General features: G+C 50.6%; 21 protein-coding genes. 16 read left to right on the top strand and 5 right to left on the bottom strand.

From position 1 onward, the window contains the following. Positions 1 to 20 precede the first annotated feature (20 nt). From LX98_RS05245 to LX98_RS05225, 5 genes are all read left to right on the top strand, one after another. On the top strand, positions 21 to 755 hold the full coding sequence (locus tag LX98_RS05245; protein ID WP_496427891.1) for a methyltransferase domain-containing protein: 735 nt from the start codon (positions 21 to 23) through the stop codon (positions 753 to 755). A gap of 26 nt (positions 756 to 781) precedes the next feature. After that, a complete protein-coding gene (locus tag LX98_RS05240) occupies positions 782 to 2,059 on the top strand; it encodes an aminoacetone oxidase family FAD-binding enzyme (protein WP_496427890.1) in 1,278 nt (425 codons plus the stop codon). Next, positions 2,056 to 2,841, top strand: coding sequence for a methyltransferase domain-containing protein (locus LX98_RS05235; RefSeq protein WP_496427889.1), 786 nt, complete (start codon positions 2,056 to 2,058; stop codon positions 2,839 to 2,841). Before LX98_RS05240 ends, LX98_RS05235 begins: the two co-directional genes overlap by 4 nt. A 365-nt stretch (positions 2,842 to 3,206) precedes the next feature. Beyond that, on the top strand, positions 3,207 to 3,665 hold the full coding sequence (locus LX98_RS05230; RefSeq protein WP_496427888.1) for a response regulator: 459 nt from the start codon (positions 3,207 to 3,209) through the stop codon (positions 3,663 to 3,665). Between the two features lie 180 nt (positions 3,666 to 3,845). Beyond that, positions 3,846 to 4,922, top strand: a complete 1,077-nt coding sequence (locus tag LX98_RS05225) for a mechanosensitive ion channel domain-containing protein (protein WP_496427887.1) — start codon at positions 3,846 to 3,848, stop codon at positions 4,920 to 4,922. Positions 4,923 to 4,995: 73 nt separating this feature from the next. Here the strand turns inward: LX98_RS05225 and LX98_RS05220 are convergent, their stop codons facing one another. After that, positions 4,996 to 5,409 carry a CBS domain-containing protein gene (locus LX98_RS05220; protein WP_496427886.1) on the bottom strand — a complete coding sequence of 138 codons (414 nt, stop codon included), beginning with the start codon at positions 5,407 to 5,409 and terminating at the stop codon, positions 4,996 to 4,998. Between the two features lie 124 nt (positions 5,410 to 5,533). Continuing rightward, entirely contained in the window at positions 5,534 to 6,301 is a 768-nt protein-coding gene (locus tag LX98_RS05215) for an iron-containing redox enzyme family protein (protein ID WP_496427885.1), read from the bottom strand. Positions 6,302 to 7,092: 791 nt separating this feature from the next. Between LX98_RS05215 and LX98_RS05210 the strand changes: the two genes are divergently transcribed. From LX98_RS05210 to LX98_RS05195, 4 genes are all read left to right on the top strand, one after another. Further along, complete coding sequence (locus LX98_RS05210) at positions 7,093 to 7,404, top strand: hypothetical protein (protein ID WP_496427884.1); 312 nt, start codon at positions 7,093 to 7,095, stop codon at positions 7,402 to 7,404. Between the two features lie 628 nt (positions 7,405 to 8,032). Then, positions 8,033 to 11,233: a transglycosylase domain-containing protein gene (locus LX98_RS05205; RefSeq protein ID WP_496427883.1), complete on the top strand. Its 3,201-nt coding sequence runs from the start codon at positions 8,033 to 8,035 to the stop codon at positions 11,231 to 11,233. Between the two features lie 656 nt (positions 11,234 to 11,889). Next, the gene (locus LX98_RS05200) at positions 11,890 to 12,507 is read left to right on the top strand and encodes a hypothetical protein (RefSeq protein WP_496427882.1); all 618 of its coding nucleotides are present in this window, start codon (positions 11,890 to 11,892) and stop codon (positions 12,505 to 12,507) included. A 3-nt stretch (positions 12,508 to 12,510) separates the two neighbouring features. Then, the gene (locus LX98_RS05195) at positions 12,511 to 13,743 is read left to right on the top strand and encodes a L,D-transpeptidase family protein (RefSeq protein WP_496427881.1); all 1,233 of its coding nucleotides are present in this window, start codon (positions 12,511 to 12,513) and stop codon (positions 13,741 to 13,743) included. Here LX98_RS05195 and LX98_RS05190 read toward each other — a convergent pair. Beyond that, the gene (locus LX98_RS05190; RefSeq protein WP_496427880.1) at positions 13,740 to 14,348 is read right to left on the bottom strand and encodes a hypothetical protein; all 609 of its coding nucleotides are present in this window, start codon (positions 14,346 to 14,348) and stop codon (positions 13,740 to 13,742) included. The genes LX98_RS05195 and LX98_RS05190 overlap by 4 nt on opposite strands. Here LX98_RS05190 and LX98_RS05185 point away from each other — a divergent pair. Further along, entirely contained in the window at positions 14,347 to 16,314 is a 1,968-nt protein-coding gene (locus tag LX98_RS05185) for a S8 family serine peptidase (protein WP_496427879.1), read from the top strand. The two genes, LX98_RS05190 and LX98_RS05185, sit on opposite strands and share 2 nt — an antisense overlap. A 455-nt stretch (positions 16,315 to 16,769) precedes the next feature. After that, on the top strand, positions 16,770 to 17,336 hold the full coding sequence (locus LX98_RS05180; protein WP_312642872.1) for a TIGR00645 family protein: 567 nt from the start codon (positions 16,770 to 16,772) through the stop codon (positions 17,334 to 17,336). 3 nt (positions 17,337 to 17,339) lie between these two features. Here the strand turns inward: LX98_RS05180 and LX98_RS05175 are convergent, their stop codons facing one another. After that, entirely contained in the window at positions 17,340 to 18,791 is a 1,452-nt protein-coding gene (locus tag LX98_RS05175) for an amino acid permease (RefSeq protein WP_496427878.1), read from the bottom strand. 447 nt (positions 18,792 to 19,238) lie between these two features. On the opposite strand from LX98_RS05175, the gene LX98_RS05170 reads away from it, so the two are divergent. The 5 genes from LX98_RS05170 to LX98_RS05150 all read left to right on the top strand — a co-directional run bounded on the left by LX98_RS05170 (position 19,239) and on the right by LX98_RS05150 (position 23,911). Next, positions 19,239 to 20,018 (top strand): YkgJ family cysteine cluster protein, encoded by a 780-nt coding sequence (locus LX98_RS05170; RefSeq protein WP_496427877.1) that lies wholly within the window; start codon positions 19,239 to 19,241, stop codon positions 20,016 to 20,018. A 687-nt stretch (positions 20,019 to 20,705) separates the two neighbouring features. Beyond that, a complete protein-coding gene (locus LX98_RS05165) occupies positions 20,706 to 21,371 on the top strand; it encodes a hypothetical protein (RefSeq protein WP_496427876.1) in 666 nt (221 codons plus the stop codon). 14 nt (positions 21,372 to 21,385) lie between these two features. Further along, positions 21,386 to 22,597, top strand: coding sequence for a L,D-transpeptidase family protein (locus LX98_RS05160; protein WP_496427875.1), 1,212 nt, complete (start codon positions 21,386 to 21,388; stop codon positions 22,595 to 22,597). 13 nt (positions 22,598 to 22,610) lie between these two features. Further along, entirely contained in the window at positions 22,611 to 23,237 is a 627-nt protein-coding gene (locus LX98_RS05155; protein WP_496427874.1) for a L,D-transpeptidase family protein, read from the top strand. Positions 23,238 to 23,311: 74 nt separating this feature from the next. Next, entirely contained in the window at positions 23,312 to 23,911 is a 600-nt protein-coding gene (locus tag LX98_RS05150) for a hypothetical protein (protein WP_496427873.1), read from the top strand. Between the two features lie 391 nt (positions 23,912 to 24,302). Here LX98_RS05150 and LX98_RS05145 read toward each other — a convergent pair whose 3' ends face one another. Next, positions 24,303 to 24,998, bottom strand: a complete 696-nt coding sequence (locus tag LX98_RS05145; RefSeq protein ID WP_496427872.1) for an arginine N-succinyltransferase — start codon at positions 24,996 to 24,998, stop codon at positions 24,303 to 24,305. Positions 24,999 to 25,033 lie beyond the last annotated feature (35 nt).

The raw sequence follows: 25,033 nt of genomic DNA, 5'->3' as shown, positions 1-25,033 counted from the left end.
GAAATCTCATACTAAGACGGTTGACCAAGCCTGGAGAGCCATTTTTTATCATCCCACTCCTTGTTCATTCTGAATCCTCACGCGGGGAACTTATCGCCATTTCTCCTGCCTGCCCGCTGTGTTTCAAACCGGAATCCACATTAGTGGGAAACGACCGGTGCCGGTCATACTTCTCCTGCGGGCACTGTCGGCTCATTTTCGTTCCACCCGTCTATTACATATCACTCGAACAGGAAAAGGATCACTACGACCACCATGAAAACCGTTCTGACGACCCGGGCTATCGACAGTTTTTAAACCAATTAGCCGAACCACTCCACAATCGCCTGAGACCTCATAGTTCCGGATTGGATTTTGGCTCTGGTCCCGGTCCGACCCTCTCTCTCATGCTTCAAGAATCCGGACATACCCTGTCGATTTATGACCCCTTTTATGCGTACAATCCTACTCTCCTAAAAAAGACCTATGATTTCATCACAGCCACGGAAGTGGCCGAGCATCTTCACCATCCCGGACTGGAATTGGGCCAGTTATGGGCCCGACTGAAGATTGATGGCATCTTGGGAATCATGACCCAACTGGCGCCATCCGATCGACCGTTTCTCAATTGGTATTACATTAAAGACCCCACGCATGTCTGCTTTTTTTCACACGGGACCTGGGAATGGCTGAGCTCGCGATGGGGAGCGGAAATCATCTACTTGAAAAAGAATGTCGTCTTGTTTCGTAAACGGTCGGACTCCCAACCCAGATAGATCTTCACTCGCTCCAGATGTTGCCTATGCCTTCCGACATCGACATCGCCATCATCGGCGCAGGAGCAGCCGGGCTGGCAGCCGGAATCTTTGCGGCGGAAACAAACCCGAATCTCTCTATTGCCCTTCTGGACAGTGCGAAAACTATCGGGGCCAAGATCCTGGTGTCTGGGGGTGGACGCTGCAATGTCACCAACCAACGGGTCACCGCTTCCGACTTTCACGGGAACAGAAAACTGATTGACCGGATCCTTCGACGCTTCGACGAACAGGCCACCGTTCGATGGTTTAGTTCTTTGGGGATCCCGTTAACAATCGAATCCACGGGCAAACTGTTTCCCGTGAGCAACAAAGCCCGAACAATCCTTGATGGGCTCCTCAGACGATGCGAAGCACTGGGCGTTGCTCTTTTAACTCAACATTTCGTTCAAGATCTGACCAGAGAGGGAAAGGAATTCTTGATCCGACATTCCCAGGGAACGCTTCGGGCCAAACGGGTCATTCTCGCAACTGGCGGCCGGTCTCTCCCCAAAACCGGATCCGATGGATCAGGTTGGGGGTTGGCGCAACAGTTGGGGCATACCGTCACCGCCACCTATCCTGCCTTGGTGCCTTTGCTCCTTGAGCCTTCGTTTTTCCATGCCACCCTTTCGGGTATTTCTCATGACGTAACACTCACCACTACCATTGCGGGAAAAAACTTCGATCGACGCACCGGCAGCTTGTTGTGGACACATTTCGGCGTCAGTGGGCCGGTGGTCTTGGATGCCAGCCGGGTTTGGGTTCGCGCAGCCGCAAAAGAAGAAGCTGTCCGCCTTCATCTCCATTGCTTTCCTCACCTCACCAACCAGGATGTGGAGAAATGGCTCATGCAGGCCGCCTCCCTCCCCGGGCGAAAACTTGTTCCCACACTGTTAGCCGAGCGGTTACCCACGCGTGTAGCTAACACGCTGGCCGGCATCCAAGAACCTGGACTTTCTGACACTCCAATTAACCTCTTGTCCAAAGAAGCTCGCCGCAATCTGGTCCGGACACTCACCAATCTTGATCTTCCCATCATCGGATCACGAGGATGGAACTTTGCCGAAGTCACGGCCGGGGGTGTCCCCCTGGAAGAAATATCTGCCCATTCCATGGGTTCTCGGCACATGCCTGGGCTCTATGTGATTGGAGAAATGTTGGACTGCGATGGCCGCATCGGCGGATTTAACTTTCAATGGGCCTGGGCAACAGGGTATCTGGCCGGATGCCATGCGGCCGTGGATATCATGAAACGACCAGCAGCAGCAGAGGGACAGCGATGAATCAGTATCTTTTCGACAACAAATCTGAAGAGCGGGAATTTCAACGATTACAATTGGTCGAAGCTGCGAATGATCCGGTTACCATCAGGCTATTGGAAGAAACGGGGATTCAACCGGGTTGGCACTGTCTGGAGTTAGGCGCAGGGGCAGGCTCCATCTTGCGTTGGCTGGGAAGTCGTGTGGGGCCGACGGGACGGGCTGTGGGTGTCGACAAGAAAATCGCGTATCTTCACAAGGATGATTCTCCCCCTATTCAGATTTATCAAGGCTCTTTTCTTGATGTCCCCTTAGAACAATCCTTTGATCTCCTTCATGGCCGGTATGTCCTGATTCATAATCAAGAAGAGAGGGCCATGTTGGAAAAAATGTATTCTCTCCTCAATCCGGGAGGCTGGGCCCTCTTCGAAGAACCGGACTTCACCTCGGCGACATTGCCGGACCCGGAGCAAGAGACACCCCAAGGCAGGGTGAACCGAGCCATTTGTCAGATGTTCATCAATCTCGGATTAGATCCGGCCTATGCCCTCCGGCTTCCGCACAATCTGCAAGAGGCAGGTTACCATATCGTCAGAGTTCAATCCCTCATGCATCTCTGTCCTGGAAATTCGTCAATGGCTAAGGTGATGGCGGAATCGGCGATGGTACTCGAACAGGAATATTCAAAGACCGGCTTATGCTCACCCAAAGACATTCAGGAATATGTCAGGCTCTCACAGGACTCCACCCATTGGGCGTTGTACCATTCCACCACCTCCGTGATCGCTCGGAAGCCCATCATCTAATCCCCCACACACGGCAGACTCATTCACACGCGTACAATGGACTCGCAGGCATTTTCTCCGGCTTCTCTGTCTGCTCCAGAAGATCAATGTCTACGATGGGTGCCCAGGTGAATACTCTGTAGACATCTTCAATGACTGTCCCTTTTTTCCTGGTTATAAACGCTCCAAGCACTCTTTCCATTTTTCCTATTTATTTCCAGGACTGTTTTCCAAAAGAGGGCCATATAACCTTATCAGCCCATCAAGGCACACTGATTGCAAAATAATAATGGACATGAATGCTTCATACCATACAGATGGATTCAGAGGTTTCTTTGGGCAGAGAGACTATTTCACTGCATACGAGACTTCAAGGAGGATTCGCCATGAACACGAATTACGTATCAGACACGACTCAACGAACCGCGGGCATGTTCTCCGGCCAGAGCTATCGGGGCGGAGTCCTGGTCATTGATGATGAAATCGCCATTTGCAAAGTCGTTCGAATGTCCTTGGAAAAAGACGGCTACTACGTGGTGGACGCGGAAGACGGCGCCCAAGCCATCCGCATCCTTAACGAAGGAGAGCATCCAGTGGTTATTGATGTCATTATAACCGATATTCGGATGCCCAATATCAATGGCCTAGAAGCCATAAAATATTTTCAACGGGAATATCCCAGCGTGCCGTTGATCGTCCTAACCGGGTTTCCCGATATCGATTTGGCCACACAGCTCATGAAACAAGGAATAACCGATTATCTGGTCAAGCCGGTCGATCGAAAAAAATTACACACCGCTGTGGCCGATGCCATAGCCTCCCGACAGCTCAACTGGTTTGCTTGAGGTTGTTCTTGCATTATTTTGGATGGTCTGGAGGAAAAGCCTTTCACTCGCTCCTCCAAGCGAATCCGGGAATTCGAAGAGGCCGCTTGTTGCGTTGCCTCTTCCTATCATTCTTTTACCATTTTAGCTTTATCCTTCCCGCGAATTCGGGCATAATGTGGTATTCTTATTCTTAACATTATGACCTTCCTTGATCATTTCTTTGATACCCTGCCAATCTTTCTTCCAATTTTATTGGTCCTCGCACTGGTCAGTACAGGGTTATGGGTGGCCCATTGGTTCTTCTTTCGCCGAAATGGCGGCTTGAAGGAGGAAGACCGATTTTCAGCCCGTGTGGGGATGTTACTACTGGTGGGAGTTGGGATTGTTCTCATTCTCCTGGCCCTTCCTGTCGACAAAGAAACTCACAAAGAACTTTTTCAGCTATTGGCGCTGCTGATCACCGCGGTGATTACCCTCTCTTCCACAACCTTTGTCTCGAATGCCTTGGCGGGTTTCATGTTGCGAGGCATGCAAAGCTTTCGGTTAGGTGATTTCCTTCGCGTGGAAAATCAATTCGGGCGGGTCACAGAACGGGGATTGTTTCACACGGAAATTCAAACAGAAGAACGCGACCTCACGACTCTTCCCAATTTATTTTTGGTTTCTCACCCGATAACCGTACTTCGTTCCTCGGGCACGATTGTCTCCGCCACGGTTTCTTTAGGCTATGATATTTCCCACCAAACTATTGAAAACCTATTAGCGGAAGCCGCTCTCGCGGCCAAGCTCAAGGATCCGTTTGTCCACATTATGGAGCTCGGAGATTATTCCGTGACCTATCGAGTCTCCGGATTCTTAAGTGAGGTCAAACAACTACTCAGTGCAAGGTCAAACCTTCGTGCAAAGATGCTCACCACGCTGCATACTGCCGGAATTGAAATTGTTTCCCCCGTCGTCATGAATCAACGCAGGTTAGAGGATGGCATTCGAGTCTTGCCGCCCCAATCCTCAGAATTGCCGCATGTCGAAGAAAAAGCTGTGGAGAGTAATCCTGAATCACTGATTTTTGACAAAGCCGACGCCATGGCACAGATAGAGGCGCTAAAAGAGCAGCGTGATGCGATTCGAGAGGAAATTACTGTTTTGGAAGGTCAAGCCAAATCAAAAAAAGAACACATCGGCCCCTGGATTGCACAACGGATAACGCGCATTCGACAGGAAGAAGAGCGTCTCTCCCTCCAGATTCAACAAGCCGAAGCAGCAAAAATTGAGTAAGTTCACCAGAAATGCCTCATCACCAGTAATCATTTCAGAGGTCTCATACTTCTCTGATTAGGGATGATCGAGCTCACCTATCCTCTTCAGATGTTTTAAGGTTTTTCGCTACTGTCTTAAAGTAGGCCAAAAGGTCTCGCACCGATATAATACCGACAATGTCTCCATTTTCTCCGGTGACGGCCAAGTGACGAATTTTCCGATCGGCCATGAGATCCCGGGCATAATGGACGGACATATTCCTGTCCACGGTTATGATCGGGCTGGACATCAGCTCCTTCACCTTCAAGCGTTCAACTTGGCCAGGGTGTTCAGCTACCGCGCGCACGACATCCGTTTCCGTCACAATTCCGGAAAATTCAGATTCCTGCTTAACCAACAAGGAACCAATCCGCTGGTTATGCATATGTGTAGCGGCTTCCTGGATGCTGGCATCTTCAGTCACAAAACTCAGATTCCGTGTCATGAATTGCCCAATGGTGGCCATGTTCTTTCCCTCCTGCTTCTGAATGAAAAAAGTCTATTGTGGAGGAAATGCCAAAAAAGATCCAGATTAAAAACGTTTCCGTTTTCTTTTAAACTTTACCCATAACACGTGAAGCGTCGTCGTATCAGCGGACTTCACTCTCGTTTTTCTTTAATCCACAAGCACGAGCCACTCCATCACGATAGCGAAGCCAAAGGTGAAGAGTTTTTTTAACCGCGGCCAGAATTTTATCTTGGTGGGAACGAGAGCCGGCATAGTGGATCACCATCGCATAGGCATCATGACGATGACCCGTCTCAACCATTTGATGCGCTCGGATAAGATCCATGGCTTGGTGCGAGACTCCCTGATGCTGAACCAGGGGATGATGTGTAATCTTTTCCTGAATATGCTGGGGAGCTTTGGATTGAACCGGATGGAGGAGTTCATGACGATCATTGACGCTGCCTTCGACAAAAATCGTCAAAACGGCGGCGCTTAAGACCCAATCAGAACTATTAGAAATTCGGTCCAACCAGGACCGATAGCGCTGGGTAGCAGGCAATAACCGAATATTCTCAAATTCGCGTGAGCGACACCCTAACCCCTCCATCATTCTCATAAAGAGTTCAGGATGTGAAGTCCCCAATGACAGCATCCCGGTATCTTCCTCATAAATATTTTCGGCTAACATTTTTCGGACTTCTAACGGAGGATTTTGCCCGTGAATACGCGCCAGAAAAACGGGGAAGTCCCGGACATAGACAGCGTACTCTTGTTGATAATGAATTTTGAGTTGCGCTTTGGAGATGGTTGGCCCAACGAATTGAGGCCAGGCCCAATGATGTTTCTGAGTCATGAGATTCAGCAATTTCAGACGAAATTGCGCTGAAGATAGTTTCTTGATAGACATCCTGTATTTCTTGCTAATGATTCGGTGAATTACCAATCTCTCAATGCTCAGATACCTTTCAACTTAATAACCATTCGGATTTCAATCGATTTTCTGGAGTCTTTAATTTTTGCGGGATTGACAAACACAAATTCAGCCGTTGAAGAATGATTTTTGGCTCGAATGAAGATCTTGTCCAACCATTCAGAATAGCAGAATGAGTTGAATACGCAACTTAAAGAAGAAATTAAAGAAACCCCTAGAAAGCACGAGCATCTCTACCATATCAAAAACAAATAATTACAACTCAAACCGTATCATATCCAGTGTCATCACCCCCATCCTTTCTCTTTCTGGATGTAGGGAATCAAAGCCCCAACATAATAAAAATAGCATAAAAAGAAACAAGATCGGAAAAATTTTGCCAGGCAACAATCAATGTAAGGCATTCTACAAAATATGCCAATCTGCATAAAAATAGAAAGGGCCGTAAATCCAGTATTCGTCGAAAAATTTTTTCACGTTCTTGGTGCTTCACCTCAGATGTACTCAAGCTTATGTTGATGCTTAACAATAAATGAATCCGTCTCTGCTGATGGTAAAAAACAGTGACCGTACTCAGCCATTTCAGGAATCGAGCATACACCAGATGGATAATTAGTGATGGAAATTCATTGAATCATCAAGGCTTTAGGTGTCAAATCCTGAGGAAAACGGAATGTGGCAACAGGTTTGCTTTTGCCCAATAAAGTAACGGGCAATCGGATTAATGCATTGAAGTATTAACAGTCAACACACGGAGGGATCAACCAATGATGTATGTGGATAGCCGGTACATAAGCCTGGCTCGCAAAAGCGAATTATTACAACATGAGCACGCCATGAACCAATTACGCAGACAGGTGGCGCAACTCTCAAAAGCGGTTGCGTGGGAATTGGAACAACACCACTCCCATCTCAAGGAACTCCAACAGGTGGAGGATACTCTTACTGGTAAAAGGCAGCCGGCACACGTTACTCAGCCGAACTCGGAGCCAACTCCTTCTACTACCGGCAGATGGATTAAACAGCGAAAAAACAATCACCGATCTTTTCAAAAACCAGTAGCCGAACTCGTCGGATAATATTTCCCCGTTCAAAGTTCATCGGTTGACCCACGGAATTTCCGTGGGTCATCTCTGTTTCTTCCTCAGGTTCCTCCCAAAGCACCATAGGCAAATTTTCAGCCATCCTCACACAGCCCCTCAAACAAGTTATTGCCCTCTTTCTCCCCCCTGACGACATGATGAGGTCGCTCGAAACCCCTATGCGCATATTTTCCCATAAGCAAGAGAACCAAAAACCTCCAACTCAATCGGGAGAACTCGCATTGTGCAAACACAGATTGGGTATTCACCTATCGCCCTGTTCTGCACTAACTACCGGTGACTTCCTCTTTCCCAACGCACCGTCTCCCTTTTTCTCAACCTACAGCCTTTTGTCCACCATTCAGCATTTAACCTGGACAACTTGTCCTGATTGGAAAGCACGTCCACCAACAACCGGAAACATCCTGGCGCACAATTTACCAAGTTCACCCAGATGTAGGTTTACTAACTTAGCTCGCCAATTCACTTTTTCAATCAAAGGAACCTGCTTTGTCATCGCACTTGGCCATACCGGCAGCATATGAAATTCATAAAGCATTCGTACATTTTTTGCACAAATGTATTTCGAAACACTTGGCTAGGATGGGTTACGTTCCGTTATCACATGTCCATGCTCTTACACATACAGACCGGACCTTTCCGTAAAACAGCGACTTTTCTGGTATCTCTTCTCCAATCAAGAAAGGCCCTGACCTTTCCTCCTGCCGACTCCTGGGTGGGCGCTGAAACCACACCCGGTAATTCCCAGCAAATCGAGAAATGGCGAAACCTTGGTCGCCTCCTTCAAAGCCTTCGCCCCCCCTACCAAACCACGCATATTGTCTTCCTGGCCACATTGACTTTTTTGGGCTGGGCGATATTTGAACTGAACACTTCCTGGCTTCAATCCCATCTATTTCATGCAATCTCCGCTCAACTAACATCCCAAGTAAAACCGGGGCCCTCCCCACTCACAGTGTTTCCATCTGCAGGCCCCTTGGACGAACGGCGCGGGTATACCCGACTCCCCGATATGCTCTCCAAGCTCCAAAAGAAAGGATTCGTCATTCAGGCGCAAGCCCATCCATCGACTGAACTCACAACCATCTCCAATCTGGGTTTCCCTCCCATCTACCGGGTAAAGGCCCAGGGCGGGTTACACATTGTGGATAGTCATGGTCAGGACCTGTTTCACCATGCAGACCCGAAGCGAGTATTTCCTAATTTTGAAGCAATTCCCCCCTTGTTGGTTCAAACCCTCCTTTTCATTGAAAATCGAGAATTACTTGATCCCTGCTGTCCCTATGCCAATCCGGCCGTGGAATGGGACCGGTTAGGGCAAGCATTCCTCACGCAAGGCATTCAATTGGTGAAAAACGACCAGAACGTTCCCGGGGGAAGCACTTTGGCCACGCAATTGGAGAAATTCCGGCATTCTCCCGGAGGACAAACCTCCTCCCTGCTGGAAAAAGCCAAACAGGTAACGGCCGCCAGTCTCCGGATTTATCACGACGACGTTCGCACGCAAGAGGCTCAAAAACATTTGGTCCTGGATTATATGAATTCATTCCCGCTCGGTGCGTATCCTGGTGCCGGGGAGGTCCATGGCTTCGGTGATGGTCTATCGGCCTGGTTTCACATGGACCTCAACCGGTTTGATCAGATTCTGGCTGGTGCTGACCCGGCATCTCTGGAAAAAATGGCCTTGGCTGCAGCCACCTACAAAAAAGGAGTCAGCCTCCTCCTGGCTCTCAGGCGACCCTCCTTTTACCTTACACACATTGATGCCCTGAACGAGAAAACCAATACCTACCTTCGCCTCCTAACAAACGCCGGTATTATTTCCCCTGCTTTGCGAGACCTCGCCCTTATTTATCCCTTGGTCTTTGCGCCAGTATCATCAACAAATTCAAGCAACACCTCCTTTCAAGATCAAAAAGCACCAAATTTCATACGCGCCCATTTACAAACTTTATTAGGGCTTCCAAGTCTATATGCCTTGGACCATCTGGACGCCACCGTGGAAACTACCCTGGACCGCGATCTCCAATTGCGAGCGACCACCCTCCTACAACAACTGGCAGATCCCGCCTTTGTGACAGACTCCCAACTGACTCAACCTCATATGCTTGCTCAAGGAAATCCGGCGGATATCATTTATAGCCTGACTCTGTATGAGCGAACCCCCCACGGCAATCTCCTTCGAGTTCAAACAGACACCCTCAATCAACCATTGGATATGAATCAGGGCTCAAAAATGGATCTGGGCTCAACGGCCAAACTTCGTACATTGGTCACATATCTGGAAGCCATTGAACGCCTCCATCACGCGTATGCAGGGCAGTCCCCTCAAAAACTCTTGGAGCTCAACCGGCAATCCCTGGACCCACTGAGCCGATGGGCAATAACCTATCTGCAAACTTCTTCAGATCAATCCCTCTCCGGAATATTAAAAGCCGCCCTCGATCGACAGTATTCAGCGAGTCCAACCGAACGGTTTTGGACTGGGGGCGGGCTTCACACCTTTGCCAATTTCAACAGAGCCGATAACGGGAAAGTGTTTACTGTCCGTGAAGCTTTTCATCACTCAGTGAATTTAGTCTTTATCCGCTTAATGCGGGATCTCGTCCAGTATCACACTTTCGCCATACCCGGATCGACCGCGATGGTCCTCAAAGACCCTCTCAATCCCATACGCCGGCAATATTTACAAAAATTCGCCCAACAGGAAGGTCGAATCTTTCTCTATCGTTTCTACGACAAATACAAAGGACTTCCACCGGAAGAAGCCTGGCAGCTGGTCCTTTCCCAGACTCGGCTCACACCGCTCCGACTGGCTGTCCTCCTGCGCTCAATCGAACCTGAGAAGGATGTCCGGACCTTCACCGCATCTCTGCAAAAGACATTTCCCACCATCAAGCTCTCCCCCGAGCAAGCCGACCGGCTTTTTACACAGACTGATCCCCGCGTGCTCAGCCTTGCTGATCGAGGCTATGTGGCCCGCATCCATCCACTGGAATTGTGGACGGTTGCATTCCTCCGGCAACACCCCAATTCCGGCAAATCCGAACTCACCAACGCCAGTGAGCAGGAGTTGTTGGAGGTATACGCCTGGTTATTTAAGACTCATCGTAAAGCCGCACAGGATAGTCGGATTCGACTTATTCTGGAACAAGAGGCATTCATGGAAATCCACAAAGCCTGGAAACGGGTCGGATATCCCTTTGCAACATTAGTCCCGTCGTTAGCGACCGCTATTGGCAGCTCCGCCGACCGCCCGGCGGCTTTGACGGAACTCATGGGTATTCTGGTCAACGAGGGAAGAAAAATCCCCACGGTGACAATTCGACAATTGCACTTTGCGGAAGGAACCCCGTTTGAAACACTTGTCGCACCTCAAGAACCAGATCAGGAACAAATTTTGAACCCGCTGGTCGCTCAAATTCTCCGTCAGGAACTTATCGAAGTGGTGGAGCATGGAACAGCGATCGGCGCGAAAGGCGCCTTGCCGCCCTCAGAGGGTATGACCATCTCGATCGGTGGGAAAACCGGAACCGGAGATCATCGTCAAAAAGTGTATGAGCGAGGCTATCGATTAATTGAATCCCGCCCCATCGCCCGAACAGCCACATTTGTGTTTCTCATTGACAACCGTTTTTTTGGAACCATTACCGCCCAGGTATCAGGTCCGCAATCTGGTGACTTCAGCTTCACAAGCAGTTTACCCGTCCGCATCTTTCGTTTATTTGCACCGCATCTCCACGCGTATGTCAGGCCATACTCCTTAGAAGCCAAGTACCCCCAACCCTTTCAACCACGAAGTTGATCATTCTGGCCGTCACTTGTTTTTAGGCTGAACTTCATACCTGCCCAAACCTCTCTTTTCATTACTCCCTTGAAATTTTGCACGAGATCTGCGTTTGAACAGGACTTGCCCTGAATGTGAGTCCAACGGGCCGCTTCTTCGGTACGTTGGACCTCTCCCTCAACCAACATCAAACCGATCACAAAGCTTTTGTGAGCCCTGGAAATTATTTGGTGCTTCGTTTACTGCCTTCTATAAAGAAATTCACGGACAAAGTTTCTGTTCTCAGACATGATGTCCATGGGTTCTCACACATGATTCAGCCTTTTTCCTGATTTTGCATGCAAAAATAGATCTTTTAGCTGTTCATACTTATCATCCCCGCCTTTTGTGATCACCTTTCTTTGGCATCTTCTTTGCTCATTAAATCTTTACTTGATGAAAAAGCCGCTCAGGAAACCGGAGGGGAACAAAAGAACGCCCGCCTCTCGTATCTGAATGTCTTACCCAAACATTCCGCGGATACACCAACGCTGTACTTTCCAGACAAGTCAGTGGAATTCGTACACGAGGGCAGGGAATTCGCTCCTTTCACCAATCGTGGGCCAGGCTCGTACAACCATAACCAACGGGGAGGAAATCTTCTCTCTCCATCATAAAGGAGGAAACTGACAAACATGGGAAACGTGATTCAATCATTGAAAACGGGTACTCTCGTATTGCTATTCGGCACCCTGCTTATGGCCTGCGCCGAAAAACCCATTCAAGGGACTGACTCGGCCTTGCAAGCCCTTCAGACTGCCAAGCAAGCCGGTGCGGAGAAATATGCCTCTGAATCCTTACGCGTTGCGGAGGACGAATATCAAAAAGCCCAGGAAGAAATCGCAGCGCAAGACGATACATTTGTCATGACGCGCAACTATGATGCCGCAAATGCCCTCTTAGCGAAGGTTGTAGCGGATGCCGAAAAAGCCAAAACCGAAGCCATCGCCAACAGGCAATTGTTTAAAACCGAAGCGGAAGGAGCCGTGGTGTTAGCCAAAACCTCATTAGAGGAAGCCAAAAATCAGTTGGCCCAAGCACCTACAGGTAAGGGAACCCAGGCCGATCTGCAAGCCTTACGTGGCGACCTACAAGCCGCAGAAACCACATTTGCTGAAATTGACGCCATTATGGCCATGGAAGACTATATTGGAGTCAAGGCTAAAGCCGAATCAGTTCAAGCCTTGGCAGCTCGCGTGAATGAACAGGTCGCGCAGGCCATTCAGAAGACAGGAAAACACAAGAAAGCCTAACACATGCGAGGGTGGAGCTCTGGCCGACAACCAGCCAAACGACCAGCAGTTTGGCTGGCGGCTGGAGCTCTCATCATGCTTTCATTCCTGATTGTTGCCTGGTGGAAGTCAGATCGCCTCCCCGAAATCTTCCCACCTCAACTTGAATCGCTTGATCGCCAGGCTTGGAGCCACGGCGCGGAAGCCTATTTCCCGGAACGATATCGCGCATTTCACCAGGACATCATCGATCTTCGAACGCAATGGCGGAGAGAACAAGCACGTTGGTGGCCAACCACCGACACCTATACACTTCAAGCAACCTACCACAACCTGCTGCAAGAGGGCTCGACCCTTCTTAAGACCTCCACACACCAAAAATTCACCCGACACCAGCAACTGGCAACCGCCCTGGAGTCGGAACGTCGCCAAGTCGCCCGTCTACGTGCATTAACCGGTATATTTGATGTTCGACGAAATCTACGGACCCTATCGGTAACGGAGGGGTTACTCAATCAGGCAGCCTCTCGACTCGCACAAGACAGCGACAAGCAAGCTCATATTCTCCTCAGACAGGCAAGAGAATCTCTTGTACCCGTCGAGGCTCATGCCATTTCCCAAATGGAACGGTATGGGACCGTCTCACAACTTGCCAAGTGGACTCATTGGGTCACCAACACCCTGGATTGGTCTTCAAGGACAGGTGGCACAGCTATCGTGGTCATTAAAGCCTCCCGCCACCTTGTAGTCTATCGGAATGGAAAACCGTTGCGCCGTTTTTCTATTGATCTCGGCTTTTCAGGACTTCAGGACAAGTTGCAGGAAGGGGATGGCGCGACACCGGAGGGACAGTTTCGAATCCTGCAAAAAAAAGGACCGGGATCCACCAAATTCCATAAGGCCCTCTTACTCAATTATCCAACCAATGCCCATCGTCAACGCTTCCAGGAAGCCAAGAACAAGGGAGGCTTAGCGGCACACCGCGGCATCGGAGGCCTCATTGAAATTCATGGCCAACAACCTGATGGCAACAGCACAACGAATGGCTGCGTCGCCCTCCATAATGCAGATATGGATGCCGTCTTTCATCTTGCTGAAGAGGGGACTCCGGTGACAATCGTCGGAGCTCTACAACCGGACAATTGGGTGGTAAAAGCGCTTGGCGACATTACCAACCATGCCCGCCAACGAATCGCTCTTTCTAGAGATTCCCTTGCCGTTCGACACCGATACGATCATTCCAAGGGAATCCTTTAAAGTGGTGCCTTCGACGAGGGACCGTCGGATGACCGCTGCACCCGCCTCATCAACATTTGCGGTTCTACCAGTTCCACATCAATTAGATCACGCAACTTTGCAATACCTTTAAGCGCCGTGGCAATATTTCCATCCTGGCTCTGAAGCCATGCGGCATGAGGTGCATAGGAAAGTGATTCACGAATGGAGAAGCCGCACGCTTCTATGTCTTTTTGCCGACCCTCGACGGAAACCTGTGGCCGGAAACGAATAAACACATTGCCGGTCGGCACTCCTTGCGGACCATTAGGCTCAAGGCGATAGACCGGTGTCACTATCAGGTCGGAAGGTAGCCCCGACAAGGCCGGGACCTCACCTCGGCACACGTTGATGACCGGATCATCAAAAGCGTACAACACCGAAGTGGCCAAAGCCGAAGGCACGGGCCCATGGACCGCAAAGCAGTCAGGTTCACGAACATAGACACGGGACAAGGCTTGGGCTTCTACCTTCATCCTTAGAGGAAAGTGAGAAAACGGATCGTTCACAGCCATCAGCCATTCTACGAAGGAATGCGAAGCAAGTCCACGCATCATTATGTAGTCAAACCGAAGGAGAACACCCATGCTGTCATATCGTTATGGAGGACAAAACGGGAAAGCGTTCAAACTGAAAACCGATGAAGAGCTCGTGGTGGTGCGAACGGAGAGTCGTCGACCATTGGAAGCCGCCGCTCAGTCAACGCGAGCTCGGCAGGCACTGGACATTCTTGAGCCCCTGCACCGGTTTCACCATGCAGGAGTGGAAATCTTTCGTTATCCTCAAACCGTTCGACGCGCAAGCGTGCGAGGAGCCATCCGCACTACCATACAATCCGTAAAAGACGTACAATTTGCGGGACGGGTCCTGGTCGATCCTCAGTCAAAACAACCTGTTCTGTACACCGAAAATCTTTTTGCCAAATTTGATGATGACCTGGCCGAATCCACTTGTCGAAAAATCTTAAAAGCCTCCGGACTCGGAATTAAACGGGTGTTGGAATATGCTCGCAATACCTTCTTTATCGAAGCGCCCGAGGGTATAGGGCAGGAAGTGTTTGCCATAGCCGAAAGTCTCTTGCGGCATAAACATGTGGAGCTCTGTCACCCTGAACTTGTCAGACAAATGGGATGGCGCACAGCGTTCCCACAACAATGGCACCTGAAAAAGACCACGATTGATGGAACGGTCTATGATGCCCATGCCAACGTGGAGGCGGCCTGGGCACTCAGTGAGGGAGAAAATATCACTGTCGCAATCATTGATGACGGCATGGATCTTGACCACGAAGAGTTTGCCGGTTCAGGAAAACTTATCGCTCCTCGCGACGTCACACGCGCCACTGACGATCCTCGACCCGGCAGCCGGGATAATCATGGAACCGCCTGTGCAGGCGTCGCCACCGGCAATGGTTTTCATGGTGCCTCCGGGGTGGCTCCCAAAGCCCGATTGATGGCCATCCGTTATGTATCTCCGTTAGGCTCACAGGCCGAGGCCGATGCATTTATCTGGGCCGCCCAACATGGCGCAGATGTCATTTCCTGTAGCTGGGGGCCGGAGGATGGCGCCTGGTGGGATCCACGCGACCCGCTCCACCACACGGTCGTTCCCCTGCCGGATTCCACCCGCCTTGCTATTGATTGGACCGTCGCGAATGGACGCAACGGAAAAGGGTGTGTGATCACCTGGGCCGCCGGAAACGGCAATGAAAGTGTCGATAACGATGGTTATGCCAGTTATGAAAAAGTGATTGCCGTGGCCGCCTGCCATGCCAAAGGGAAAAGGAGTGCCTATAGCGATTTCGGCAAGGCCATTTGGTGTACCTTTCCCAGCAACGATACCATTCTCCCCATCCCGGGAATCTGGACCACCGATCGCTCAGCATCAGCAGGATATAATCCCGGACAGGTCAGTCGAGGCGATGCGGCAGGCAATTATGTCAACGATTTTGGCGGCACATCAAGCGCATGTCCCGGTGTCGCAGGGGTGGCCGCCCTCATTCTCGCTCGCAACCCCTCCCTGCGATGGGATGAAGTCAAAGATCTGCTCAAACGCTCGTGTGATCAAATTGATCCAAGCGCTGGAAAATATGACACCAACGGCCATAGCATTTTATATGGGTATGGACGGATCAATGCCAAACGCGCGCTAGAATTGGCTGCACCGGCCATTCCCACTCCCACCACCGTTCATACCTCCACGGCCATCATTCCCATTCGCGATCTTCAAACTTCACGACTCTCGGTTCAAGTGGCCGAGACCACCCCGCTCACCTCCGTCAAAATTGGAGTGGATATTGAGCATTCGTATATCGGTGATTTGATCATTAAGGTGGTACCCCCCAATTCAACAGGAGTATCGTCCATTTTGCTCCATAATCGGATTGGTGGCGGCACAGACAATATCCACACCACCTATGATGTCACCACGACACCGGACCTCCTGGCATTCGTCGGCAAAAATCCAAAGGGAAAATGGTCACTGACGGTTCAGGATAAAGAGAAACTTGATACCGGGCGCATCTTACAGTTCTCGGTGACGCTGGTTTTCTAAGGAAGTTGACCGGCATGGCGTGTGGAAGAGTGTATCCATGCATCGGCCACCGTCTGATATGAAGGTGACCGATGCCATCTGACATGAAAGTAGGACTCCTCACCGGGGACTATTTTGGAAAACTTGATCTGATTTAAGCGCTCCCAGTATATTTGCCAGACTGACCACCACATTCAAGAAAAGAATTTCATCCCTTTGCTTCAATTTCGTGCTCACCCACCTTCCGTATCAATCTTGATCATTCCTCCTCACTCATAAAATTTCTTTCCTACCAACAGTATTTGATCAACTTGGAATGATGTGCCTTCCTTTTTTCTCACATCAAATTCTACGCCAACGATCACTCTTAGAACGTTTAAAGAGCATTGTTCGCATGCGTTCCTACCACGGTCATGTTCCCAGAAAGACTGGAGAGCTTTAAGCGTTGATTCAACATTTTTTCAAAGGAGGTTTTTATGGCCCAATCCCCGACTTCACCGGATTCTCCTATCGGTTCCACACCGGCAGACATTCCCCATTGGATCGAACACGTATTCGAAATGGGCATTTTTGCCAGCCGGTGGATACAAGCACCCTTATATGGTGGATTGATCCTCGCTGAAGTGCTCTATGCCTGGAAATTTCTGACCGAACTGTGGCACATGGTACATGAAATTGGCACCCTCACCGAAACCGTGTTTATGTTAGGAATCCTCACCCTGGTGGATATCACCATGGTGGCCAATCTGCTCACCATGGTCGTCATCGGAGGATATGCGACATTTGTCAGTAAAATAAGTCTGGAGAGTCATCCTGATCGACCGGATTGGCTCAGCCATATTGACCCGGGCACGATCAAAGTGAAACTAGCAGCCTCGTTGATTGGCATTTCCAGCATTCATTTACTTAAAGCCTTCGTCAACATTGCCAATGTGCCAATTGAACACATTCAATGGCAAATCATCATTCATCTGACCTTTTTAGGCTCAGCCGTGTTGTTAGCCTGGACCGATAAAATCATGACCAAAGCGAAGAACCATTAACCGCTATGTGAATCTTGAAATATTTTTATGAGTGGCGGCCAACCGGCTGTGACGATGGCCATAGAAGGCGTAGACCAGGAGTCCGATACATGTCCACGCCCCAAAACGAATCCAGGTAAGTGAGGGGAGAAAGAGCATAAGCCCAAAACACGAGAGTGTTCCCAACACGGGGATCCATGGCATCCAGGGAAGCCGGAACGCCCGTGGATGCTCGGGTTGGGTGACACGGAGCCACAGCACGCCAAGACAGACAAGACAAAACGCAAAAAGGGTTCCAATATTCGTCATATCAGCGGCTTCTCCGATGGGGATAAACCCAGCGAGAAGCGCGACCCCTGATCCGGTCAGGATGGTGGACAGGGACGGAGTCTGATACCTAGAATGAATCGTGGCCAGGCAAGGACTGAGGAGACCATCTCGAGACATCGCAAAGAAGATCCGGATTTGCCCGAGCATCATGACAAGTAATACGCCGGTAATCCCGGCCAAAGCCCCAACGGCAACCAGGGCTCCGCCCCACCGGTATCCTGCTCGGCTGAGAGCGTCTGCCACAGGTGCATGAACATCAATGGATGTTACAGGGACTAACCCCGTCAGAACGGCTGCCACGGAGACATAAATAAGCGTACAGAATCCCAAGGATATCAAGATAGCCCGAGGAATGTCCTGCTGGGGGTTTCGAGCTTCTTCGGCCGCCGTCGAGACCGCATCGAAACCCACATACGCAAAAAACACAATGGCTGCGGCTGCTGCGACGCCGGATAGCCCATTAGGAAGAAAGGGAGTCCAATTCTCGGCGTTCACCCCTCCTGCTCCAACAGCCAGAAAGAAAAGAATGACCAAAAGTTTCACGACCACAATCACACCGGTGATCTGTGCACTTCGCTTGGTTCCCAATAAGAGTAGTCCCATCATCACAAGAGACACGAGCACGGCCGGAAGATTGATCAGGCCACTGCGGCCTGCTTCTGGAGCATGAGCCAGCAGATCCGGCAGTTCAATGCCCACCAACTTGAGAACATTGACAAAATACCCGGACCAGCCAATGGCCACAGCCGCACTCGCCACGCCATATTCCAAAATCAGATTCCACCCCACTAACCAGGCAATCAATTCTCCCAACGTGGCATAGGTGTAGGAATACGCGCTGCCGGCCACTGGAATCATAGAGGCAAATTCCGCATAACAGAGCGCTGCCAGCGCGCAGACCATTCCCGAACACAAAAAGGACAGGATGATGCCGGGCCCCGCACCCGGTCGATGGGAATTGCCGACCGTGGCCGTTCCTATTAAGACAAACACTCCGGTCCCAATAATGGCGCCAATCCCAAGCGCGACTAAATGCCACACAGTCAGATCCCGTTTTAACCCTAATTCATGGGAATCCTCGGAGCGCAGGTGGCTCAGTAAACGTTTCGTCCGAAATACTGTCCGAAATACTGAACGATCCATCATACGTTCAAGCATCGTTGTGGTTCGACTTTTCTTGCCACGATGCGGTTTTTATGCCTTAAGGGAAGAACCGGGTAAGAAAAATGAGATTTTCAATCCCTAACCACGACCCGACTATGCTATAAATGTGCCTGGTGTCAGCCCCCTGGATACAAGAAGCCCATTGGAAACAGAAGGACTTGTATATGAATTCTTTCTTCCTCAAGAATTGAAACTCTCAAGGAAAAAGCCTGGGTATCTTGTAAGGCCCATGATTCTCTTGGAATGGCGTCATGCAAAAAATGATGCCCTCCCCCGGCATATCGGGTGAACCCAAGCCATCAGCCTTTCCTCCAAATAGGGTTTCTTCTACAATTCAATCTCCGGCTCACCTCCAGGGCAGTCACGGCCGGGCAATGACGTCTATTAACGTAATCTGTTTAGTTGATTATTCCTTCATAAGATTTTCCCATGAATACCTCCGGACCTCACGAATCGTACAATCTGGATATTCAAACCCCTGCCGGAGATCTGACCGCGTCGGTTTCGGTACCGACCGGATTCATTCCCATTACCGACATCCTCCCCCTCATGCGATCCCTCGGAGAACAAGCTCACCAGCTGGCCATCGACAACACCACTCAAACCGGTGCCACCATTTCCTGTCAAAAAGGCTGTGCCGCCTGCTGCCGCATGATGATTCCCGTTTCCCCTCCGGAGGCCATTGCGCTCCTGTCGATTGTTGAGGCACTCCCTCCACCCAAAAAAGAGCGATTGCTTAAGCGATTTCAGGCGGCTCAAAAGACCTTGCGTGAAGCGAGCCTGGAGGATGGGTTGCAACGATTGGCCTTTTCCGAAGATCAAGGCACCGACGAAGAACTGGAGCCTCTTAATCGCGCATACTATGCGCTTCGAATGCCTTGTCCATTTCTGGAAGATGAAATTTGCTCAATCTATGAACAGCGGCCGTCCGCCTGCCGGGAATTGCTGGTCACTTCCCCTGCCGAACTTTGCCAAGACTTGATACGAAACCCCATCCAGCTGATTCCTTCCCCGTTTCGAATCGGGACGGTTCTGAGCAAACTTTGGACGGATTGTTACCAGGGCCCGGTTCGTCTCATTCCCCTCCCCTTTGCACTGGACTGGGCGACAGTCCATAAAAGCGAGACCACCCGAACCTGGGCCGGACCTGACCTGCTGAGCCGGGCCTTGGATGCCGCAGCGCAATATTTACAACGCCAATCCCCCTAATAGGCACAAATTCCCTCCTGTTTCATACACGAATCAAAGGTCCTACGGGCAGGTCTACCTGGCATCAACCAGCACCGGGAACAGAAAGGTGGAAGCGGGATCAACCCTCTGCCTTTAAGATAGAAACCAATCCCGGACCTCCATCGAAACGCCGGAAAATTATGCTACGGAGACACTCCAAACCTGAACCAGAATTTTCAGGAAAAATGGACAAGATTTCTTTCATTGGACAGGATGTCTCTGCGCATGATGTTCTTACAAGAAATTTCACCGCCTTAACTGAAAAAAATGCAGGAATTCCTCCTGTCCAGCAGATCAAAATCTGGCATTACCTTTGCTGATATATCCAAGAGTAGTAAGCCATGACGGCTTACCTAACCTTTAAAGGAGGTGCTCCTGTGAACCAATCAAATCAAAAAGACCCCAAAAAGGGTATGCCAATCGGGAAACCGACTGCCGCCCCTAGCCCTGCTAAGCCACAACAAAATCCGGCCAAAAAGCCACTAGGCAAATAGGTATCCGGACGATACCCGATACCTGCAATTCACGACCTTTTACCATCAAGGAAAAGGCCCCACCTGTCCAGGTTTTGATTCGGGCGAACAACAAGAGGGGCCGGAATGGTTCGGCCCCTCTTCCTCTTTAAGAAAAACGACCTTCCGGACTGATAAGGATATCCCGATCATCGTGACTGAAAGAATCCAAATCAACGCCGGCTGGAAATCCCTCAACGGACACATGCCTCGAACCGTTGACTTTCCCTGGGGCAGACATGTGTTTTTCCTGACCTGGCTGCTCCTGACCGGTTGCGCAGAACCACCTATCTCCCAATTGAACGCAGCCACCCAAGCTCTTGAAGACGCGAAAATATCAGAAGCCGAACATTACGCAATTGAGAGATTCACTGAAGCGGAAACGGCATTTCGACAGGTACAACAACAACTGGATCGACAGGGAGATCGGCTGCCGCTTTTTCGTAATTATGATCCTGTCATCACCATGCTGTCGGAAGTCTTCAACAACGCCACGCAGGCAAAAATCGAAGCCATCGCCAATAAGAAGGAGTCCAAAGCCAATGCTGAGGTGGCTCTCGCCTTTGCCAAACAGCATCTTCAAGACGTTCGTGCGCTCCTGGCAGACGTTTCCGCTCCCACCCCTGATCACGGGGAGTTGGACCAACTTCTACAAGCCTTTCAGGACACGGAAACCCTCCTCGCTGAAATCGAATCCATTATGGCACAAGAACACTTCATCGACGTGATGACCACCTCCCATTCCGTAGAATTTTTTGCCACTCGAATTCAAGCACAGATTATCTCTGTCAAACAGCTTGCCGCAAAGCAACACGTCTGATGATGGAGAACACTATGACCACTCCGTTCACCAGGTTTCAGTCGGCCTGGCGTCGGCGCTGGATGATAACGCTCGTGCTGGTCCTGCTTCCAGCGTTGACGTTTGCCTGGTGGGGACACACGGACTATCCCGACACTTTTCCTTTACTGGTCGAAGAGCTGGACCGACAGGCATGGGTCATCGGCGCAGAGACATTGTTTCCTGATCGATATCAACAATTCCATACACACGTGCTCGAACTCCGTTCCCAATGGCGGACAGAGGCCAATCACTGGTGGACAACCGGCGACGCTGAACAGTTCAGCCAGACTTATCAACAACTGGTGGAAGAAGGCTCTCTGTTGATTGAAGCCTCTCGACAAAAAATCACCGCACTGCGCCTGGAGGTCGAGGAGCTCCTTCAGCCTGAACAGGCGCAGCTCACACGGTTGCGAGAGCTTTCTCATGTATTCGATCTCGAAGACGACATGCTGGCACTGTCCCAGGCAGAGGTATTGCTTCGAGAAAGTGTGGTGAGATTGGAGCAGGGACAATACATGCAGGCCAGGTCGGCCGGAGAGCAGGCAATTGAACATCTTCGCCGCGTGGAAGCCCATGTCGTCACACAAATGAACCGCTATACAAACGAGGCCCAAATTGCCCGCTGGGAGGAATGGGTCACGCAGACCATACATCGATCCGCCGGCACAGCCGTCATTGTCCTCAAGGCCCCCCGTCGCCTCCTCGTCTACCAACACGGCCGGGTCGTTGCGGATTATCCGGCACGGGTGGGATTTTCAGGATTGGCCGACAAGCTCTACGAGGGGGATGGCGCCACACCGGAAGGACAATTTCGCGTGATGCACAAAAAAGAGGGATCGGGGACTATTTATTATAAAGCGTTACTCTTGGACTATCCCACAATAGCCCACCAACAACGATTCCACGAGGCCAAAGCCAAGGGCCTGGTGCCCCAGAACCGGTCAATCGGCGGCCTAATTGAAATTCATGGTGAAGATCCCAATAACGAAGAAACCACCAGCGGGTGCATTGCTTTGAAAAATTCCGCGATGGATGACGTATTCGAGCGGGTAAACGTCGGAACGCCTGTCACCATCGTAGGGGCACTGAACCAGGTCAATGACGTCGTGACCTCCTTACACCAGCTGGAAGTCCATATTCAGGAACGGAATGAACGGTGGCACAAACCCCGCACGCTTGCCGCCTCTTTCACCCGCCCAGAATAAAATGACACCCTTCATGCCCCCCCACTCACGCCAGACGCTTTTGCTGAGCCTGCTCATCGTCCTGACAACGGCACTTGGAGCTTCTCCTCCTCACCCTCCCAAACGCACCCCAACCGTGGTTCCTGTGACGATCCAACCCCAGGAAGAACACATCCCGTTTTATCCTTCCGCTCCCGGTCTCCTTGCCACGGCACCCAAGGGCCTCTACCTCGTGGTCGATACGGCTCAAAATCGGGTATCCCTTCGAAAGGGCAATCGAATCCTCTACAGTGCCGTGGCATCAACCGGCAGCGGGGCACGGTTGCAAGATCCTCGCAATCCCGGCAACGGATGGGTGTTCGATACTCCGCGTGGAGTGTTTACGATTTCCAGTAAAATTAAAAATCCCGCCTGGAACAAACCCGATTGGGCCTTCATTGAAGAAGGGCAGCCCATTCCGACCAAACCCCAAGACCGGATTGAAACGGGCGTGCTGGGAGACTATGCCCTTGGTTTCGGCAATGGCTATTTCATCCATGGCACGCTGTATACGCGAATGCTGGGCACCAACGTCACCCATGGCTGTATCAGACTTGGAGATGAACCCCTTGAATATGTCTTTCACCACGTGCCCCTTGGCACCACCCTGATCATCTATTGAATCCCCTCAAGTCTTTTCTCATCCACTGGCCACTCCAAACGACCAGCTCCTATTTGGTGTGGATGCTTCTCCTCATGCTTATCCTGGGAGAAGCCTGTTCTTCCCAAAGCGGGGCTCAACAAAAACCCTCTTCTCCTCGCGTTGAACAAGAGCGGCAAATGGCAAAAACCAAATCTCTCTATTTCATCGTCGATACCGACAAGAACATCGTCTTGCTCAAAGCCCGTGGCATCCCCCTGCGGACATTTCCTCTGGCCGGCGCCGCGTGGATCGGAGCCCCTCTCACCCACTCAACCGTCCTGCACCTCCAGACGAAAGACCCATCGGTCTCCCCCCTGCCCATTTCTCCTCCATCAGATGTATCTCAGAAATCTCCGCCGGAAGATCCCATCACTCCGTTAACCGTCAGCAACATGCCCACTCGCTATGAGCTCACCTTTCAAGAATCCCTGACCATTCTAGTCCAACCCCCTCACCTCCCCTCCTTTTGGGCAAACCTGGAGCATCAAATAGCCGGCTGGGGGCGACGGGTTACAGCCAGAATGGCGACCTGGGGAGGGTCACATCAATACCTGGTGCTCTCACTTGATCCTGCCGAAGCGCAAGCCTTGTATTGGGCCGCCATCCCGCCTATGACGTGCCTGGTGATTCCGGGAACTCCCGCAGACCAATAAATCCCCTTCTCTCATTCAGCGACCAAAGGTTCCTCTCCTACCAGGACTTGGAGGTTCGCCAACTGTATCGCCAGAAACATGAAAGCTCGGAATCTACCAACTGCCCTGGGCATGGGACAGGATGAAAGGAATACTATCCGAAAGATTGAAGGTGGCATACAAGACCACAAGGGAGACGGAACCACAAAAATGCAGCAACCGGAGAACGGGAATTTCAAACCGATAGGGAGCACCTCAATCCAAACCGCTAGAGATCAACAGCACCGGGTGGAAAAATCCTTTCGTTTGGAGCGACACGAAAGTCGAAGGGAGAGAGGCTACGTTTCTGAGATGTTTGAAAATCAAGCAAGTTTCAAGCGAATGTACAGGCTTCCACTGGCGATAAGGATGGTTACTCTTTCAACATCACATACAATTGACCATCCTGAATTTTCATATCCTTCACCCCCTTGGAAAATTGATCCCAAAATCCGCCTGAGCCACCAAATTCTTCCACCAAATTGGTATTTTTAATATCTCCCCACCAGGCACTCGGAAGTGGAATGCCACCGAGACTAATACCCCGCATCGCCACCACCGGCTTCCCATTCGTATAACTGAGCTCCAGTCCAAAATTGAGTTTCAACATTTTTCCACCCACAATGGGCATCTCGTGATTAATCGGGACCACCAGTTGGACACTGACGAGGTTGTCCGCCATATCAACAGCCACATGTCTGGCCATATACGAATCGGTGGCAATCAAGGCATTCACCTCCCGCTCGGTTAACTGAATCTCTCGATTTCCATCTATTTCAGCATACGGCACTGGCTCAAGAGGAAGGTCTGTTGTGGAAGAGGAAGGTTTGGATCCAGATGAAGAAGAGGCATCGGCGGTCTGAAGCATGTGAGTAATTTTGGCATTCAGGACCTGCTGTTCCAACTCATCCAATCGGGTCGGCTGAAACATCGTGGCATACACGTACTGGTTCATCCACCACACGACCGCCAACGTTGTGGCCAACACCGCAAGCCCGATAAAAACAAAAACCTGTTTCCCACTAAACTTTCGCCGTGAACCCACAACCTGGGATGTCTCAGTATTCATACCATTTTCTCCCTTTCCAAAGTGACAGTGAGCCA

This window comes from Nitrospira marina, from assembly GCF_059568365.1.
This window is presented reverse-complemented; position numbering and strand designations above follow the sequence as displayed.

Coding starts and splice junctions, on each gene's coding strand:
- LX98_RS05240 (WP_496427890.1), top strand. CDS start 782: ATGCCTTCCGACATCGACATCGCCATCATCGGCGCAGGAGCAGCCGGG.
- LX98_RS05235 (WP_496427889.1), top strand. CDS start 2,056: ATGAATCAGTATCTTTTCGACAACAAATCTGAAGAGCGGGAATTTCAA.
- LX98_RS05230 (WP_496427888.1), top strand. CDS start 3,207: ATGAACACGAATTACGTATCAGACACGACTCAACGAACCGCGGGCATG.
- LX98_RS05225 (WP_496427887.1), top strand. CDS start 3,846: ATGACCTTCCTTGATCATTTCTTTGATACCCTGCCAATCTTTCTTCCA.
- LX98_RS05220 (WP_496427886.1), bottom strand. CDS start 5,409: ATGGCCACCATTGGGCAATTCATGACACGGAATCTGAGTTTTGTGACT.
- LX98_RS05215 (WP_496427885.1), bottom strand. CDS start 6,301: ATGTCTATCAAGAAACTATCTTCAGCGCAATTTCGTCTGAAATTGCTG.
- LX98_RS05210 (WP_496427884.1), top strand. CDS start 7,093: ATGATGTATGTGGATAGCCGGTACATAAGCCTGGCTCGCAAAAGCGAA.
- LX98_RS05205 (WP_496427883.1), top strand. CDS start 8,033: ATGTCCATGCTCTTACACATACAGACCGGACCTTTCCGTAAAACAGCG.
- LX98_RS05200 (WP_496427882.1), top strand. CDS start 11,890: ATGGGAAACGTGATTCAATCATTGAAAACGGGTACTCTCGTATTGCTA.
- LX98_RS05195 (WP_496427881.1), top strand. CDS start 12,511: ATGCGAGGGTGGAGCTCTGGCCGACAACCAGCCAAACGACCAGCAGTT.
- LX98_RS05185 (WP_496427879.1), top strand. CDS start 14,347: ATGCTGTCATATCGTTATGGAGGACAAAACGGGAAAGCGTTCAAACTG.
- LX98_RS05190 (WP_496427880.1), bottom strand. CDS start 14,348: ATGGGTGTTCTCCTTCGGTTTGACTACATAATGATGCGTGGACTTGCT.
- LX98_RS05180 (WP_312642872.1), top strand. CDS start 16,770: ATGGCCCAATCCCCGACTTCACCGGATTCTCCTATCGGTTCCACACCG.
- LX98_RS05175 (WP_496427878.1), bottom strand. CDS start 18,791: ATGATGGATCGTTCAGTATTTCGGACAGTATTTCGGACGAAACGTTTA.
- LX98_RS05170 (WP_496427877.1), top strand. CDS start 19,239: ATGAATACCTCCGGACCTCACGAATCGTACAATCTGGATATTCAAACC.
- LX98_RS05160 (WP_496427875.1), top strand. CDS start 21,386: ATGACCACTCCGTTCACCAGGTTTCAGTCGGCCTGGCGTCGGCGCTGG.
- LX98_RS05155 (WP_496427874.1), top strand. CDS start 22,611: ATGCCCCCCCACTCACGCCAGACGCTTTTGCTGAGCCTGCTCATCGTC.
- LX98_RS05150 (WP_496427873.1), top strand. CDS start 23,312: ATGCTTATCCTGGGAGAAGCCTGTTCTTCCCAAAGCGGGGCTCAACAA.
- LX98_RS05145 (WP_496427872.1), bottom strand. CDS start 24,998: ATGAATACTGAGACATCCCAGGTTGTGGGTTCACGGCGAAAGTTTAGT.